Origin of the sequence: Embleya sp. NPDC050154 (assembly GCF_044460165.1) — a bacterium.
Classification (GTDB): Bacteria; Actinomycetota; Actinomycetes; order Streptomycetales; family Streptomycetaceae; genus Embleya.
The window spans coordinates 200,075-214,993 of sequence record NZ_JBITJP010000002.1 but is presented as its reverse complement, the minus strand read 5'-3'; the positions used below and the strand labels follow the sequence as shown (position 1 = coordinate 214,993).

Below are 14,919 nucleotides of genomic sequence, written 5' to 3'. Positions count from 1 at the left end.
CCGCGAGCAGGCCAGGCCCGAGCAAGCCGTGCGCGAGCAAGCCAGGCGCACGCCGTTCGGACGCAGGCGGGCCGATCGCCCCCGACGCGGCGGCGCACCCCTGGCCCTGCTCGTACCCGGCTTGATCGGCCTGGTGTTCCTGGTGCTGCCGCTGCTCGGGCTGCTGATCCGGGCACCGTGGAGCGACCTGGGGAGTCAGCTCGGCAGTACCGAGGTCCGCGAGGCGCTCAAGCTCTCGCTGTTCACCGCGACCGTGGCCACCGGCGTCGTGCTGGTCCTGGGGGTGCCGCTGGCCTGGCTGCTGGCCAGGACCGACTTCCCCGGCCGCCGACTGGTCCGCGCGCTGGTCACGCTGCCGCTGGTGCTGCCGCCCGTGGTGGGCGGTGTCGCGCTGCTCCTGGTGCTCGGCCGCAGGGGCATCGTGGGCGAGTGGTTGGACGAGACCTTCGGCTACACGCTGCCGTTCACCACGACCGGCGTGATCGTGGCCGAGGCGTTCGTGGCCATGCCGTTCCTGGTGATCAGCGTCGAGGGCGCGCTGCGGGCGGCGGATCCGCGCTACGAGGAGGCCGCCGCGACGCTCGGCGCGTCCCGCTGGACCGCGTTCCGCCGGGTCACCCTGCCGCTGATCGCGCCCGGCGTGGCGGCCGGCGCGGTGCTCGCGTGGGCCCGCGCGCTCGGCGAGTTCGGCGCCACCATCACCTTCGCCGGCAACTTCCCGGGCAAGACCCAGACCATGCCGCTCGCCGTCTACCTGGCCCTGGAAACCGACCCGGAGGCGGCGATCGTGCTTTCCCTCGTGCTGTTGGCGGTGTCCGTGCTGATCCTGGCCGGCCTGCGCGAACGCTGGATGACCACCTCGTGACCGGCCCGGACGAAGCGGCCGGCGCGAGTGAATCGACCGCCCCGGACCACGCCGGCGGCCTCGACGCCCACCTCGTCGTCACCCGCGACGCGTTCCGCCTGGACGTACACCTGACCGCCGCACCCGGCGAGGTGGTCGCGCTGCTCGGCCCCAACGGCGCCGGCAAGAGCACCGCGCTGCGTGCCCTGGCCGGCCTGGTCCCGCTCGGCGCCGGCGGCCACACCAGGCTCGCGGGCGTCGACCTGGAGGACCCGAAGCGGCGGCTGTACACGCCACCCGAGCGGCGACCGGTGGGCGTGGTCTTCCAGGACTACCTGCTCTTCCCGCACCTGTCCGCGCTGGAGAACGTCGCCTTCGGCCCGCGCTGCCAGGGCGTCGGCCGACGCGAGGCCCGCGGCCTGGCGGCGGACTGGCTGGACCGGGTCGGTCTGGGCGAACACGCCGGCGTCAAGCCGGGCCGGCTCTCCGGCGGACAGGCGCAACGGGTCGCGCTCGCCCGCGCGCTGGCCACCCATCCGCGACTGCTGCTCCTGGACGAGCCGTTGGCCGCGCTGGACGCGCGCACCCGGGTGGAGGTGCGCGCGACGCTGCGCCGGCACCTGGCCGACTTCGACGGGGTCGCGGTGGTGATCACCCACGACCCGCTGGACGCGATGGTGCTGGCCGACCGGCTCACCGTGATCGAGGCGGGGCACGCGGTCCAGGACGGTACGCCGGCCCAGGTGGCCCGGCACCCGCGTACCGACTACGTGGCGCGCCTGGTGGGCCTGAACCTGTACCGGGGTACCACCTCGGCCGGCGGCGTCGACCTGCCCGGCGGGCAGCGCCTGGTGGTGGCCGAACTACCGGCTGCGGACGAGGTGTTCGTGGCCTTCCCACCGGCCGCGGTAACGCTGTACCGGAGCCGGCCCGACGGCAGCCCGCGCAACCTGTGGCAGGTCGAGGTGGGCGGCATGGAACTGCACGGCGACACCGTCCGGATCGAACTGACCGGCCCCGTCCCGCTGCTCGCCGACGTCACTCCGCTCGCGGTCGCCGAACTCGAACTCGCGCCCGGCAAGCCGGTGTGGGCAGCGGTCAAGGCGACCGAGGCGCGGGCGTACCCGGCCTGAGCGAGGCACCCGGCCCGGCGGCCTCGCCCTCCCCGGTGCGATGACGGCGCGACCAACGGCAGCGCGCCCGCCGACGGCGCGCCCGATGACAGTGCGACCGTGCACCATGGTCTTCGTGACGAGCCTGACCACCACGGATGCGACCCGCGCGCGGATGAGTCGCCAACGCAGCAAGGACACCGGCGTCGAGGTCGCGCTGCGACGCGTGTTGCACGGCATGGGCCTGCGCTACCGCGTGCACCGCCGCCCGCTCAAGGGCATCCGCCGCGAGGCGGACGTCGTGTTCGGCCCGGCCAAGGTCGCCGTCTACGTCGACGGCTGCTTCTGGCACGGCTGCCCGGTGCACGGGACCTGGCCCAAGCGCAACGCCGAGTTCTGGAAGACCAAGATCGAGGGAAACCGCACCCGCGACGCCGACACCGACCGACGGATGGCGGAGGCAGGCTGGCTGGTCGTGCGGGTCTGGGAGCACGAGGACCCGGTCACGGCGGCGGCCAGGGTGCGGGAGGCGGTGATCGCCCGACGCGCGGCCGGCTAACCTGTCCGCATGGCACGACCCATCACCATGATCGACCTGTTCGCGGGCTGCGGTGGAATGACGTCCGGATTCACCGCCGCGAAGGGCTTTCGGCCGGTCATGGCGGTCGAGTGGAATCTGCACGCCGCCGCGACCTACGCCGCCAACTTCGGCGAGGCGCACATGCGCTGGGGCGACATCGCGGAGATCCCGGACAGGGACATCCCGCGCGCCGACCTGATCATCGGCGGCCCGCCCTGCCAGGGCTTCTCCAACCTGGGCAGCCGCAACGTCGAGGACCCGCGCAACAAGCTCTGGAAGGAATACCTGCGCTTCGTGCGCCGGGCCAGGCCCAAGGTGTTCGTGATCGAGAACGTGGACCGCTTCCAGAAGTCCGCCGAGTTCGCGCTGCTGCTCGCGGAGGCTCGGCCCGGCGGCCTCCTGGAGGGGTACGTGTTGACCGACGCGCTGCTCCCGGCGGTGGACTACGGCGTTCCGCAGCGGCGCAAGCGGGCGATCGTGATCGGCTCCCGGATCGGTGAGATCACCGTCCCCGAGCCGACCCACGGCCCCGGTCGCCCGCTGCGCTGGAACACCGTCCGCGACGCGATCGAGCACCTGCCGAGGGTCCCCGGTACGACCAGCCTGCCGGTTGCCAAAACCGAGTTCTTCGGCCGCAGCGTGCCCGGCGTGTTCAAGGAGGCCGACCTGCACCTGGCCCGTACGCCGATCGAGCGTTCGCTGCTGCGCTACGACTGCGTCCCGCCCGGCGGCGGTCGATTCGACCTGCCGGACCACCTGCTGCCGGACTGCTGGCGCAACAAGAAGACCGGCACGACGGACGTGATGGGCCGGATGCGCTGGGACCACCCGTCCCTGACCATCCGGACCGAGTTCTACAAGCCGGAGAAGGGTCAGTACCTGCACCCGCAGTGGAATCCGGACGATCCGACCGACCGGGTCAACCGCCCGATCACGCATCGCGAGGCGGCCCGGCTCCAGTCCTTCCCGGAGACCTTCGTGTGGTGCGGCTCCAAGACCGAGATCGCCCGGCAGATCGGCAACGCGGTGCCGCCCGGGCTCGCGGAGGCGATCGCCCGGCACTTGAAGCCGCGATTGCTGGCGGCGCGGTAGCGCACCGAGCGCGCGGGCGCGGGAGGAGCGAGGCCCACCGGTCGCGGCTCAGGCGCTCGGGGCACCCTCGCCGTCGCCCGTCCCCGCGTCCAAGCCGTACATCCGGGGCGGGAGCTGCTGCTCCGCCCAGTCCAAGTCCGCGTCCAGGTCGAGCCAGACGCGGTCCCGGCGATCGTCCGGGGCGTCGAGGTGGATCGCGACCCAGGTGAAGATGCCGCACACCGTGGCCCGGGCCCGGTCCGGCGCGCTGATCTGCGCCGCGAACCAGACGGCCACGCCGGCCCGGGTGGGGATCAGAAACTGCTCGTTGTCCGGGGCGGGCCGACCGGTGGTCGCGCAGCGCGGCGGTTCCAGCACCTTCATCCAGGTCAGCACCGCGCCCGGAGCCTGGTCCTCGAAGCACTCGGTGACCGATTCGCGGATCGCGCCGGCCGGGTCCTCGCCGAGCCAGCCGAACCACGCGTCGTCCTCGAGCAGCTTGGTGAAGTCGTCCCGCGGCGGCCCGTGGTGCGGGTTCTCCCGGTACTCGCCGGTCAGCAGCCCGTCCGGACCGACCACCCACGCTCCTCGGATCGCCTCACCGGGCACGTATCCGTTGGGGTCGTCGGCGAACGCCGGATCGATCTCGGCGACCGAGCCGCCCGGAGTCCGCGCGGCGGCGGCGAGCAGTCCCTGATCGTCCGGAACCCGGCGCCGAGCTCCGGAACCGGTTGCCGAGGACTCACCCATGCGTGCCACTCTCCTGTGCGGTCGATCCCGTGCGGTCGATGGCGTCGCGGGCCGATCGATTCGGCCCGGGACGAGTGCGCAATTCTCGCGCACGGGGCGCGGGCGTGGTCGGCCCGGGTCAGCGCCCCCAGGCCGCCGTGATCGTGGCCCTGTGCTCGGCGGCGCGCTCGCGAGCTTCGGCGGCTTCGGCGGACCGGCCCAGGGCGTCGGCCAGGCGGGCCCGGCCCAGCCAGTTGTACGGGCTGGTCGGGCGGAGATTGATCCGCTCGCTGAGCAGCGTCCGGGCCAGGTTGTGCCGGTTCCCCCGCAGCGCCGCCTCGACCAGGGTCTGCTGGATCGCGTCGCGCTGGGCGTGGCTGCCGCCGAAGGTGTTCAGGTGGTGCCGGATCGGGACGAGGATGTCGACGGTGTCCGCGTACCGGCCCTGTTCGAAGGCGACCAGCGCGCGGCAGACCGGCAGGCCGACCTGCGCCGTCATCCGGTCGTTGGCCACCTCTCGGTGGGGTGTGCCGAGCCGGCTCTCGCGGTCCTCGATCACCGCCTGCGCGGCGGCGATCCGGCCGGCGCCGAGGTAGGCCATCACGGCGTGCGTGTCGTTGAACGCGTAATACGGGACGTCCGCGCGGGCCGCCCACGCGTCGGCGAGCCGGTTCCAGCGCTCGACCTGCGCGTTGCCGGTGAGGTGAATGCGCCACAACAGGGCCGAGGCGTCCAGGAGTTCCATCGCGACACCGAGCGACTTGTCGTTGTGCAGTACCGCGTCGTGGATGGCCAGCGCGCGATCGATCGCGCCGGCCTCGATCGAGAACAGGCCGTAGTGCCACCAGTTGTGCACGTTCAGGTAGTTGCCGCCCGTCCAGTCGGCGGTGCGGGCGTCCAGGTAGCGGATGCCCTCGGCGAACCGGCCCTGCATCTCGTAGGTGTGCACCACCGCGTGGATCGCCCACACGTCGCGCGGATTCGCGGCCACGGCGGCCGACCCGGCCTCCTCGGAGCGCGCGTAGTGGCCGGTCTCCTCCAGGCCGAACGCGGCCATCCCCAACACCGGACCGTAGTGCGGATCGTCCCGATCCCACGCGCTCAGCGCGCCGCCGACCCGATCGCGCAGGCGCAGCGCGTCGCCGGTGAGGAAGTCGATCTGATGGCCGACCAGCAGCGCGAGCGCGTCCCGGGGGTACGCCACGACCAACTCGTGCAGAATGTCGCCGGCCCGGTGGATGTCGCCGGCCAGCCACGCCTCGGCGGCCCGCATGTGCGCGACCTCGCGGGCGCCGACCCGGGTGGGGGTCGGCACGAACGCGGCGTAGCGCTCGTTCGCGGCGGCGGCGTCCACCGACTCGGTGCCCAGCAGGCCCAGATAGGCCGCGAACACGTTGGCCATCGGCGCGTTCGGATCGGCCAGCAGCGCCGCCTCGACCTCGGTGCTCACCTCGGGCCGGAAGAACAACAGCGCGTCGAGCGCACGTTCATAGTGCCGGACCGCCTCCGGACCCATGCCGGACAGTTCGAGCCCGTGCCGATCCACCGTGCCCATCGCGGGGTCCTTCCGTCGCGCCGATGAGACCCGATTAAACACGCCTCGCGGATCGCGCGAACTCAGGACGCGGCGGCCTCCCACGCGCCCGGGGACCGGTAGTGGTTGTTGTGGCCCGCCGCCAGGACGGTACGCAGGCGCTCGACGTCGGGGGTGTCGGCGGGCAGGCGCAGCCGGCCGAGCAGGGCGAGGCCGGCCGCCGTGTCGAGGCTGCCGTGGACATCCCCGTAGCTGCCCCGAAGCCCCTGGAACAGGGCCGGGTGCAGCTCGGGCCGGGCCGCCGCGGCCTGGTACACCGGGTACTTGAGCGGCCACGGCACCGGGCCCGAGCACTCCAGCACACGGCCGGCCCGCCGGAACAACGGCTCGTCCCGGGCGACTCGACCCAACCGGTCGAGATCGTTGCCCAGCACCTCGGCGAACGCCCGCTCCACGGTGCCTCGATCCTCGAACCAGTCCACCCAAAGGGAGTAACCGACCGCCGCGTACTCCCGTTCCGCCTCCAACCGGGCGCGGTAGCCGGCCCAGAACACGTCCGCGGGAGGCGGGTCGGTCCTGCTCGCCAGCGCGAAACGCATCTCGCAGGTCACCCAATAGTCGTCCAACAGGTCCAGGAACCCGAACGCGAGCCGCAACCGCCCGGCCCCGTCCAGGTCCGGATCCGTGATCGCGACATCAACCCAGGAATGCGCCAGCTCGTTGGCGGTCATCGGTTCGTCGGGTGTCTCGGCGTCTCGCCACGTGCCGTCGTCGGACTCGGTGATGCCTTCGATGGCGAGCCAGGCCCGGGCGTGCTCCGCGTCGTCGTCCATGAGACAAGTGTGTCGGAACGGGACGGGAACACGGCCGGGCCGGGCGCGACGCCTATTCGCCCACCGGAGAGCCCAGTTCGCGCAACGCGGTGTCCAAGGGGGACGCGGACACCTCCAGGATCTTCGTCGTCATCGTCGCGTCGAGGATGGACGCGCCCTCGGTGAGGTAGAGCATCTCCTCGACCTCCGCCATGATCGGGTTCTCCAGGCCGATCGCGCGCACCTCCTCGGCCGTCAACCGGGTCAGCCGGGGGGCGGGTGAGCCGGTCAGCTCGGCGAGGCGTGCGGTGAGGTCCCGGATGGAGCCGGTCGACGACGGTACGTGCCACGCCCGTCCCCAGGACTCGGCCGACCGCGCCGCCGCGACGAGGGTGCGGGCCACGTCGCCGATGTAGGACCAGCTCTGCGGCGCGTCCAGGTCGCCGGGGATCGCGGCCGGGGTGCCGGCGAGCACCTGCGGGACGACCAGGAAGTTGTACAACGAGCCCGCTCCCGCACCCAGGAAGTCGCTCGCCCGGACCTCGGTGACCAGGACCCGGCCCGCGTCGTGCGCGGCCAGCGCGTTCGTCCACATCTCCGCGCGGACGCGGCCCTTGACGGTGGTCGGGGCCATCGGCAGGTCCTCGGTCATCGGCCCGTCCACCGGGCCGTAGCCGTACAGGTTGCCGAGCATCACGTAGTGCGCCCCCGTGCGCTCCGCCGCCGTCAACATCGCCGCGGCCAGCGGCGGCCAGTCGATGGGCCAGCGATCGTAGGGCGGCATCGCGCAGTTGAACAACGTCCGCGCGCCACTCGTGAGCTCGATCAGGCGGGCGGTATCGGTCGCGTCGGCGGCGACACGTTCGATCAGCGGATGCGGCGGGCCGCCACCGCGGCGGCTGACCACCCGGACCCGCTCACCCGACTCGGCGAGCAGCAGTGCGGTGGCCGAGCCGGTGGCACCGGCACCGACGACGACGTGGAAGACGGATGACGAGGACATCAGGGCTCCGGGAAGGGGAGAAGGGGAAGCGAAGGGGAAGTAGAGGTGTCCGAGAAGGACGTGATCACCCTCCCGCCCGCGTCGGGGCGTACGGTAGTGGCCGGAATGCCAAACATCCGGAGGTTCGGGCCATGCATCGAATAGCCGTTGTGGCCGTGCCACCGGTGACCACGTTCGACCTGTCCATCCCGGAACTGGTGCTCGGTGGCGTCGACTTGGTCGAGGGCGCGGCCGGTTACCGGGTGCGGGTGTGTACCGCCGAGCCCGGCGCCGTGGTCGGCACCGGCAGCCTGGACATCGTGGTGTCGCACGGCCTCGACGCGATCGACGACGCCGAGACGGTGATCGTCACCGGCACGGGTGCGCGCGCCGATGCCGACCCGCGCGTCCTGGCCGCGCTGCGTGACGCCGCGGCGGCGGGGAAGCGGATGGCGTCGATCTGCACCGGCGCGTTCGTGCTGGCCCAGGCGGGCCTTCTGGACGGGCGCGCGGCCACCACGTACTGGATGATGACCGAGGAGTTCCGCCGCCGCTTCCCGGCCGTGGACCTGCGGCCGGACGTGTTGTACGTCGAGGACGGCCCGATCCTGACCTCCGCCGGTCTGTCCGCCGGGATCGACCTGTGCCTGCACCTGATCCGGACCGACTACGGCGCCGCCACGGCCAACACGGTCGCGCGTCTGGTCGTCGCCGCGCCGGTACGCCCCGGCGGCCAGGCCCAGTTCATCGAATCACCGCTCCCACCGGAAAGCGGTGTGTCGCTCGCCGGCACCCGGGCCTGGGCCCTGGCCCGGCTCGACGAACCGCTCACGCTGGCCGACCTCGCCGCGCACGCGAGCACCAGCGTGCGCACCCTCACGCGACGCTTCCACGCCGAGACGAGCCTCAGCCCACTGCAATGGCTGCTCCACCAACGGGTGGATCGGGCAAGGGAGTTGCTGGAGACCACCGACCTGTCCATGGAACTGGTGGCACACCACAGCGGCATCGGCACCACCGACTCGCTGCGCAAACACCTGGTCCGCCGCACCGGCCTGACCCCCAGCGGCTATCGCGCGGCGTTCACCCGCATCCCCACCGAGCCGGCGGCCACCGGCGCCCGGACCCCGAACCCGTAGGGGGCGCGCAATCGGCCGGGCGTGTAGGGGACGGCAAGCCGGTCGCGCGCCCGGGGTTGCATGCCCGCTACGCGGTCACGGTCGGGCCGTCCGCTACGCGCTCGGGTTGCACGCCCGCTACGCGCCCGCCACCCGCGCACCACAGGACCAACCCGCTCCGCTGTGCGCGACTCGACTGCGGCCGCGATCCCGCAGCGGATGGGTGACCTGCCCCGTAGGGGCCAAGCGCCCCGGCTCGGAGAGACCGGCTCGACCCCGAACCCGTAGGGGACGCGCAACCGGCCGGCCGCGTAGGGGACGAGCAGGCAGGCCGGTGCGCGCGGGTTGCATGCCCGCTACGCGGTCACGGTCGGGCCGTCCGCTACGCGCGCGGGTTGCACGTCCGCTACGCGCCCGCCACCCGCGCACCACAGGACCAACCCGCTCCGCTGTGCCCGACTCGACTGCGGCCGCGATCCCGCAGCGGATGGGTGACCTGCCCCGTAGGGGCCAAGCGCCCCGGCTCGGAGAGACCGGCTCGACCCGAACCCGTAGGGGACGCGCAACCGGCCGGCCGCGTAGGGGACGAGCAAGCCCGGTCGGTGCGCGCGCGCATGCCCGCTCCGCGGTCACGGTCGGGCCGTCCGCTACGCGCTCGGGTTGCACGTCCGCTACGCGCCCGGATGCACGTCCGCTACGCGCCCCCGCGGCCGGCCGGCCGGTCGGCCGCCGCCGCCGGTGGGCAGGTGGCCTGATCGGTCGTCGACCCGGGCGGGCCTCGGTGGCCGGTTCGCGGAGGGAGGGGGTTCCGGCTTATCCGACTCGTGGCCGCGTGGGATCGTCGGACGATGTACGAACCTGGTCGGCGGAACAGTGCGGCGTTCGGGCCCGTTCGGGGGCACGGGCAGGACGACACGCCCTTCACGCATCGGGGCTTCGGGGATGCCGACGTGGTGCTGGATCTTCCGGTGCCGGGTCGGCCGGCCCTGTTGCAGGTCGAGAGCGCGCCGGGGCGACACGTGCGGTTGTGGCGCATCGATCGACCGGGTGGGCCGGCCGAGGAGTGTGTCTACGACGGTCCGCGTGAGGGCTCCGACGGCAGCATCCTGATCTCGGACCAGGGGCTGCGGACGGTGCGGGTCCGGTGTTCCGGCGCGTGGTCCTTGCAGCTCAAAGAACCGGATGCGGCGCGGGAGTTCGAGCGCTCGGTGGAGGGCTTCGGCAGCGAGGTGGTCTGCTACACGGGACCGCTCGGGGTGGCCAGGCTCACCGGCGACCGGTCGGGTGGGCAGGTCGAGGTCCGCATGGTGCCGCCGAGGGAAGGGGCGGATACGGGGGGCTGGCGGGGGATCGATGAGCGTCGGGAACAAGTTTGGCAGGCACCGGAGTTCGAGGTCGCCGGACCGCGGCTGCTGGTTGTCACCGCGGGTGGGGCGTGGTCGCTCGACGTCGACCCGACGCCGCCCATTCGGCCCGATCTGCCCGAGGGTACGTTCGTGCTGCACGGCGTGGGCGACCTGGCGGCGATCGTGCCGATCACCCACCCGTCCGAGGTCTCGGTGTTGGAGGCGGTTTGGGTGTCGGGAGGCGAATTCACCTTGGTGTGTGGAGAGCCGAGGATCGCCGGCGCCCCCCTTCACCGGCTGGGGCCGGATCGGCCGTGTCTGCGGATTCGGCCCGGCGTCCGGGTTCGGGGTGGGATGCCGATTCAGATCTTCGGGCGCGGGAGCGAGTGGGAGATACGGACGACCACACCCACAGACACACCTTCGGGCACCGGCTTGGGCGTGGCCGATTACGACGCGGCGGACGTGGCGGGGTTCCGCGTACTCCCGACGCCGGTGACTTACGGCCCCGACGAGCGGAGTTGGAAGCTGGGGGTGGCAACCGTGCGGTGGCGGCAGGCGGTATACCTGCCCGAGCGCGAGGCCGACCCGGAGCCCGATCCCGAGTCGCAGCACGCGGGTAAGGCGGCCGACACGTCGAACCCACCCCGACCGAGGCGCTCTTGGCCCGGCCGTCTGCTTGACCGGCTGCGCCTGCGGCCTCCGTCCGGCGACTGACCGACACCTCGCCCACGACACGTCCGTCGACCCGGGAGCCGCCCGATCGGACCGCCCCCGCGCGGCGGGTTCGTCACGCCGGCTCGAACTCCGCCTCCCGCATTCCCAACAACCGCCCCAGCGCGCTGCGCCCCTCCTCGGTTGCCCGGACCGCCCGACCCGTGCCGACCCGCTCCGTCCACCCCCGGGCACCGAACAGCCGGCACAGTTCGGCGCCGGCCGTGCCCGCGAGGTGGTGGCGGCGTTCGGTCCAGTCCAGGCAGGGCCGGGCCAACGGGCGCTTGCGAGACGTGGTGAGGTCGGCGCCCAGGTCGGTGAGCCATGCGATGCCCGGGTCGGTGAGCGCGAAGCCGGTGTCCTGGCGGAGCAGATCCCGGGCGGTGAGCGCGTCGGTGATCGCCACGCCCAGCCGGCCGGCCAGGTGGTCGTAGCAGGTGCGGCCCCTGGCCAGGGCCGCGCCCGCCGAGTGCGCGCGCAGCGTGTTCGCCGGACGGGTGGTCACGGGCGTCGCGTACGCGGCCAGGTCCTCGACCATGCGGGCCACCCCCGGGTCCGCGAGCCGGACGTACCGGTGTCGGCCCTGCCGTTCTTGGACCAGCAGGCTGCCCTCGACCAATCGGGTCAGATGCTCGCTGATCGTGGACGGCGCGACCCCGCAGTGCCGAGCCAGTTCGCCGCCCGTCCAGGCACGGCGGTCCAGGAGGGCGAGGCAAACCGCCGCGCGCGTCTCGTCCGCGAGGAGTGCGGCGAGCGCGGCGAGTCGCGGGACCGAATCCGGGTCGGTGGCACGTGCGATCGAGTCCATGTCGCCATCATCGGCCGGCGACGCTTCGGCGCGCGCCGAAGGGTGCGCCGCCGTGTCGCACGCCTGACGCCCTGTCAAGATGGACGGGTGCCCCTACCCCTCGCCGGTGTCACCGTCGTCTCCCTGGAACAGGCCATCGCCGCGCCGTACGCGACTCGGCAACTGGCCGATCTGGGCGCGCGCGTGATCAAGATCGAGCGCCCGGGCGCGGGCGATTTCGCCCGCGCGTACGACGAGACCGTCGAGGGATTGTCGAGCCACTTCGTCTGGGCGAATCGCGGGAAGGAAAGCCTCGCGCTCGACCTCAAGGACGAGCGCGCGGCGGAAATCCTGGACCGCCTGCTCGCCCGCGCGGACGTGTTCGTGCAGAATCTCGCGCCCGGCGCGGCGGATCGATTGGGCCTGGGCGCGGCGGATTTGCGGGCCAGATTTCCCCGGCTGATCGTCTGTGGAATATCGGGTTATGGGACTTCGGGTCCCTATCGCGACAAGAAGGCGTACGACCTGCTGGTGCAATGCGAGGCCGGTCTGCTCTCGGTCACCGGGACACCGGACGCGCCCGCCAAGGCCGGCATCCCGATCGCCGACATCGCCGCCGCGATGTATGCCTTCACCGGCATGCTCACCGCGCTCTACGAGCGCCGGGTCACCGGCGAGGGCAGTGCGTTCGAGGTGTCCATGCTGGACGCGCTCGGCGAGTGGATGGGCTTCCCGTACTACTTCGCGACCTACGGCGGGACGCCTCCGCCGCGCACCGGCGCGCGACACGCGGCGATCGCGCCGTACGGTCCGTACCGCGTCGGCGACGGCGGCCAGGTGTTCGTCGGTGTGCAGAACGACCGCGAATGGGCCGCGTTGTGCGAGCGGGTGCTGGGTCGTCCGGACCTGATCGACGACCCCCGGTTTCGGAGCAACTCGTTGCGCGTGGCCGGCAACGAGCGGCTCACGGAGTTGATCGAGGCGGCCTTCGCGGACCGCGGCGCCGCCGAGATCGTGGCGAGCCTGGACGAGGTGGGCATTGCCAACGCCCGGATGCGCACCGTCGGCGAGTTCGCCGAGCACCCGCAACACGCCGCGCGGGACCGGATGCGCACGATCGACTCGCCCGCCGGTCCGCTGCGCGCGCTGCTGCCGCCGGTCACGGTGACCGGTCGCGAGGCGGCGATGGGCCCGATCCCGGCGGTCGGCGAACACACGGCGGCGATCCTGGCCGAGTTGGGGATCGAACCCGAGTGAGCGGTGGCCTCCCGCGGGGCGTCCGGGCGCGGGGCAGCCGGGGTGCGAAGTCGGAGCGCCGGGTCCGAGTACGGGGTCCGGCGCGGGGTCCGAGTGCGGGGTCGAGAAGAAATATTTCGTGCCTTCCGGGGTCGAGGACTTTTCCGTGCTAGCCTCGGGGCAGTTGCAGTAGTGGTTCCCATGAATTTTGTGAGCGCCTTACGGTCGTGACCGTCGGGCGCTTTTTGTTTATGTCGAACCGGGTTCATGTGAAAAATGGATTGCTGTTGCGACTTGGACATGCGCACGTGCGCATTTCCATTTGGCACCACGAAGGAGATTTGTATGGCTACTGGAACCGTGAAGTGGTTCAACGCGGAAAAGGGCTTCGGCTTCATCCAGGCGGACGACGGCGGCCCGGATGTTTTCGCGCACTACTCGGCGATCCAGTCGCAGGGCTACCGTGAGCTTGTCGAGGGCCAGAAGGTCTCCTACGACGCTGTTCAGGGCCAGAAGGGCCCGCAGGCGGAGAACATCACCGTCTGACGGCACATCATCGCCGAGCGCGGCCCGCACCGATTCCGGTGCGGGCCGCGCTTGCGTGTGTCCGGGCCCGCGGCCCGCGTTGGATGATGCGTGCATGGGATACATCGGAAACGACGAGCACGTCGGCAGGCTGCGCGCGATCCGCGCATGCGGCCGGATCCTGTCCGGGGTACGGCCCACCACGGTCGCCGAACGGCTGGCCCGGCTGACCGCGTACGCGCAGGAGACGGTCGAACCCGGCGAGTGGCCGGACATGTACGGCGACGGCGGCGTGGTCGCCCGGCTGGAGGCGCGTACGGCCGAGCTGCTCGGCACCGAGGCGGCGCTGCTGTTTCCCACCGGCACCATGGCCCAGCAGGTCGCGCTGCGCTGTCACGCCGGCGCGACCGGTTCGAACGTGGTCGGTATCCACCCGAGGGCCCATCCGCTGACCTACGAGCGCGACGCGGTGTCGGTGCTGTCCGGACTTCGACCCCTGACGCTCACCCAGGGCCCCGGTCAGATCACCGCCGAGGACATCCGCACCAGTGGTGAGCGCTTCGGCACCCTGTTCTACGAACTTCCGCTGCGCGATCACGGATTCGTGCTGCCCGAGTGGGACGAGCTGATCGCCGTCGTGCAGGCCGCGCGGGACCGCGACGCGGCCCTGCACCTGGACGGCGCGCGGTTGTGGGAGAGCACCACCTACCTTCGCCGCGGGCCGAGCGAGATCGTCGACCTGTTCGACTCGGTCTACGTCTCCTACTACAAGGGCCTGGGCGCGAACGCCGGAGCGGCCCTCGCGGGGGGCGCCGAGCTGATCGAGGAGGCGCACGCGTGGCGGCACCGGTACGGCGGGCGGCCCTTTCAGGCCTGGCCGATGGCACTGGACGCGCTCATGGCCCTGGAGGAGACGCTGCCTCGGCTACCCGGCTACGTCGCGCACGCCGAGGTCGTGGCCGCAGGTCTGGCCCGGGTGCCCGGGGCGACCGTCTTCCCGGCCGTCCCGCACACGCACCAGTTCCAGATGTGGCTGCCGTACCCGGCCGAGCTGCTCAACCGGATCGGTCTCGAGTACGCCGCCGACCGGGGCGTGTGGCTGGCCGGCCGCTGGACCGAGCCGGGCCTGCCGGGGATGTCGTTCGCCGAGATCACCGTCGCCGAACCCGCCCTGGACTGGAGTGCGGACGAGGTCGCCGACGAGTTCGGTGCCTTCGTGGAGCGAGTGCGCAAGAACGGCTGAGCCCGAGAACCGGCGTCGGAGCCGGTGGTGACATGTGTCACCACCGGCTCCGACGCCGATCGGGGCATGTTGCGTCAAGGCGGGCCACTGAGCGATGCTGGCCCCGCGCCGGCCCTACCGGCGCGGGGAGGGCGTGGCAGGAACCCGGTGCGATCCCGGGACGGTCCCGCCACTGTGACCGGCTCCGCCGTAAGACGTCATCCGACGCCGGCGACGGGACCGGGAGTCAGGAACTGCGCGTCTCACCCCGAGTCCGATGGGGCGAGGACCCCGGAGAGGCGCTCCA

The 14,919-nt window shown here is 72.3% G+C and carries 14 protein-coding genes and 1 riboswitch; of the genes, 9 read left to right on the top strand and 5 right to left on the bottom strand.

What is annotated here, in order from left to right; all coding sequences use genetic code 11:
- Positions 1–28 precede the first annotated feature (28 nt).
- The 4 genes from ACIBSV_RS04565 (at position 29) to ACIBSV_RS04550 (ending at position 3,628) form a co-directional block, all read left to right on the top strand.
- Entirely contained in the window at positions 29–865 is an 837-nt protein-coding gene (locus ACIBSV_RS04565; RefSeq protein ID WP_395859899.1) for an ABC transporter permease, read from the top strand.
- Positions 862–1,977, top strand: a complete 1,116-nt coding sequence (locus tag ACIBSV_RS04560) for an ATP-binding cassette domain-containing protein (protein ID WP_395859473.1) — start codon at positions 862–864, stop codon at positions 1,975–1,977. Before ACIBSV_RS04565 ends, ACIBSV_RS04560 begins: the two co-directional genes overlap by 4 nt.
- A gap of 106 nt (positions 1,978–2,083) precedes the next feature.
- Positions 2,084–2,515 carry a very short patch repair endonuclease gene (locus ACIBSV_RS04555; RefSeq protein ID WP_395859897.1) on the top strand — a complete coding sequence of 144 codons (432 nt, stop codon included), beginning with the start codon at positions 2,084–2,086 and terminating at the stop codon, positions 2,513–2,515.
- Between the two features lie 9 nt (positions 2,516–2,524).
- On the top strand, positions 2,525–3,628 hold the full coding sequence (locus ACIBSV_RS04550; RefSeq protein ID WP_395859472.1) for a DNA cytosine methyltransferase: 1,104 nt from the start codon (positions 2,525–2,527) through the stop codon (positions 3,626–3,628).
- Positions 3,629–3,676: 48 nt separating this feature from the next.
- Here ACIBSV_RS04550 and ACIBSV_RS04545 read toward each other — a convergent pair whose 3' ends face one another.
- The 4 genes from ACIBSV_RS04545 to ACIBSV_RS04530 form a co-directional block, all read right to left on the bottom strand.
- A complete protein-coding gene (locus ACIBSV_RS04545; RefSeq protein WP_395859471.1) occupies positions 3,677–4,357 on the bottom strand; it encodes a hypothetical protein in 681 nt (226 codons plus the stop codon).
- A gap of 118 nt (positions 4,358–4,475) precedes the next feature.
- Complete coding sequence (locus ACIBSV_RS04540) at positions 4,476–5,891, bottom strand: tetratricopeptide repeat protein (protein ID WP_395859469.1); 1,416 nt, start codon at positions 5,889–5,891, stop codon at positions 4,476–4,478.
- A gap of 62 nt (positions 5,892–5,953) precedes the next feature.
- Complete coding sequence (locus tag ACIBSV_RS04535; protein ID WP_395859468.1) at positions 5,954–6,703, bottom strand: hypothetical protein; 750 nt, start codon at positions 6,701–6,703, stop codon at positions 5,954–5,956.
- Between the two features lie 52 nt (positions 6,704–6,755).
- The gene (locus ACIBSV_RS04530; RefSeq protein ID WP_395859467.1) at positions 6,756–7,685 is read right to left on the bottom strand and encodes an NAD-dependent epimerase/dehydratase family protein; all 930 of its coding nucleotides are present in this window, start codon (positions 7,683–7,685) and stop codon (positions 6,756–6,758) included.
- Between the two features lie 131 nt (positions 7,686–7,816).
- Between ACIBSV_RS04530 and ACIBSV_RS04525 the strand changes: the two genes are divergently transcribed.
- Positions 7,817–8,803, top strand: coding sequence for a GlxA family transcriptional regulator (locus ACIBSV_RS04525; RefSeq protein ID WP_395859466.1), 987 nt, complete (start codon positions 7,817–7,819; stop codon positions 8,801–8,803).
- A gap of 827 nt (positions 8,804–9,630) precedes the next feature.
- Positions 9,631–10,845: a hypothetical protein gene (locus ACIBSV_RS04520; RefSeq protein ID WP_395859465.1), complete on the top strand. Its 1,215-nt coding sequence runs from the start codon at positions 9,631–9,633 to the stop codon at positions 10,843–10,845.
- Between the two features lie 73 nt (positions 10,846–10,918).
- On the opposite strand, the gene ACIBSV_RS04515 is transcribed toward ACIBSV_RS04520, so the two are convergent.
- Positions 10,919–11,650, bottom strand: a complete 732-nt coding sequence (locus ACIBSV_RS04515) for an ArsR/SmtB family transcription factor (RefSeq protein WP_395859464.1) — start codon at positions 11,648–11,650, stop codon at positions 10,919–10,921.
- 87 nt (positions 11,651–11,737) lie between these two features.
- Here ACIBSV_RS04515 and ACIBSV_RS04510 point away from each other — a divergent pair, with 87 nt between their 5' ends.
- The 3 genes from ACIBSV_RS04510 (at position 11,738) to ACIBSV_RS04500 (ending at position 14,633) form a co-directional block, all read left to right on the top strand.
- A complete protein-coding gene (locus ACIBSV_RS04510; protein WP_395859463.1) occupies positions 11,738–12,886 on the top strand; it encodes a CaiB/BaiF CoA transferase family protein in 1,149 nt (382 codons plus the stop codon).
- A 324-nt stretch (positions 12,887–13,210) separates the two neighbouring features.
- A complete protein-coding gene (locus ACIBSV_RS04505) occupies positions 13,211–13,411 on the top strand; it encodes a cold-shock protein (protein WP_026218153.1) in 201 nt (66 codons plus the stop codon).
- A gap of 94 nt (positions 13,412–13,505) precedes the next feature.
- Positions 13,506–14,633, top strand: a complete 1,128-nt coding sequence (locus ACIBSV_RS04500; RefSeq protein ID WP_395859462.1) for a threonine aldolase family protein — start codon at positions 13,506–13,508, stop codon at positions 14,631–14,633.
- A gap of 137 nt (positions 14,634–14,770) precedes the next feature.
- A riboswitch (cobalamin riboswitch) is annotated at positions 14,771–14,869 on the top strand.
- The last annotated feature ends 50 nt before the right edge of the window (positions 14,870–14,919 follow it).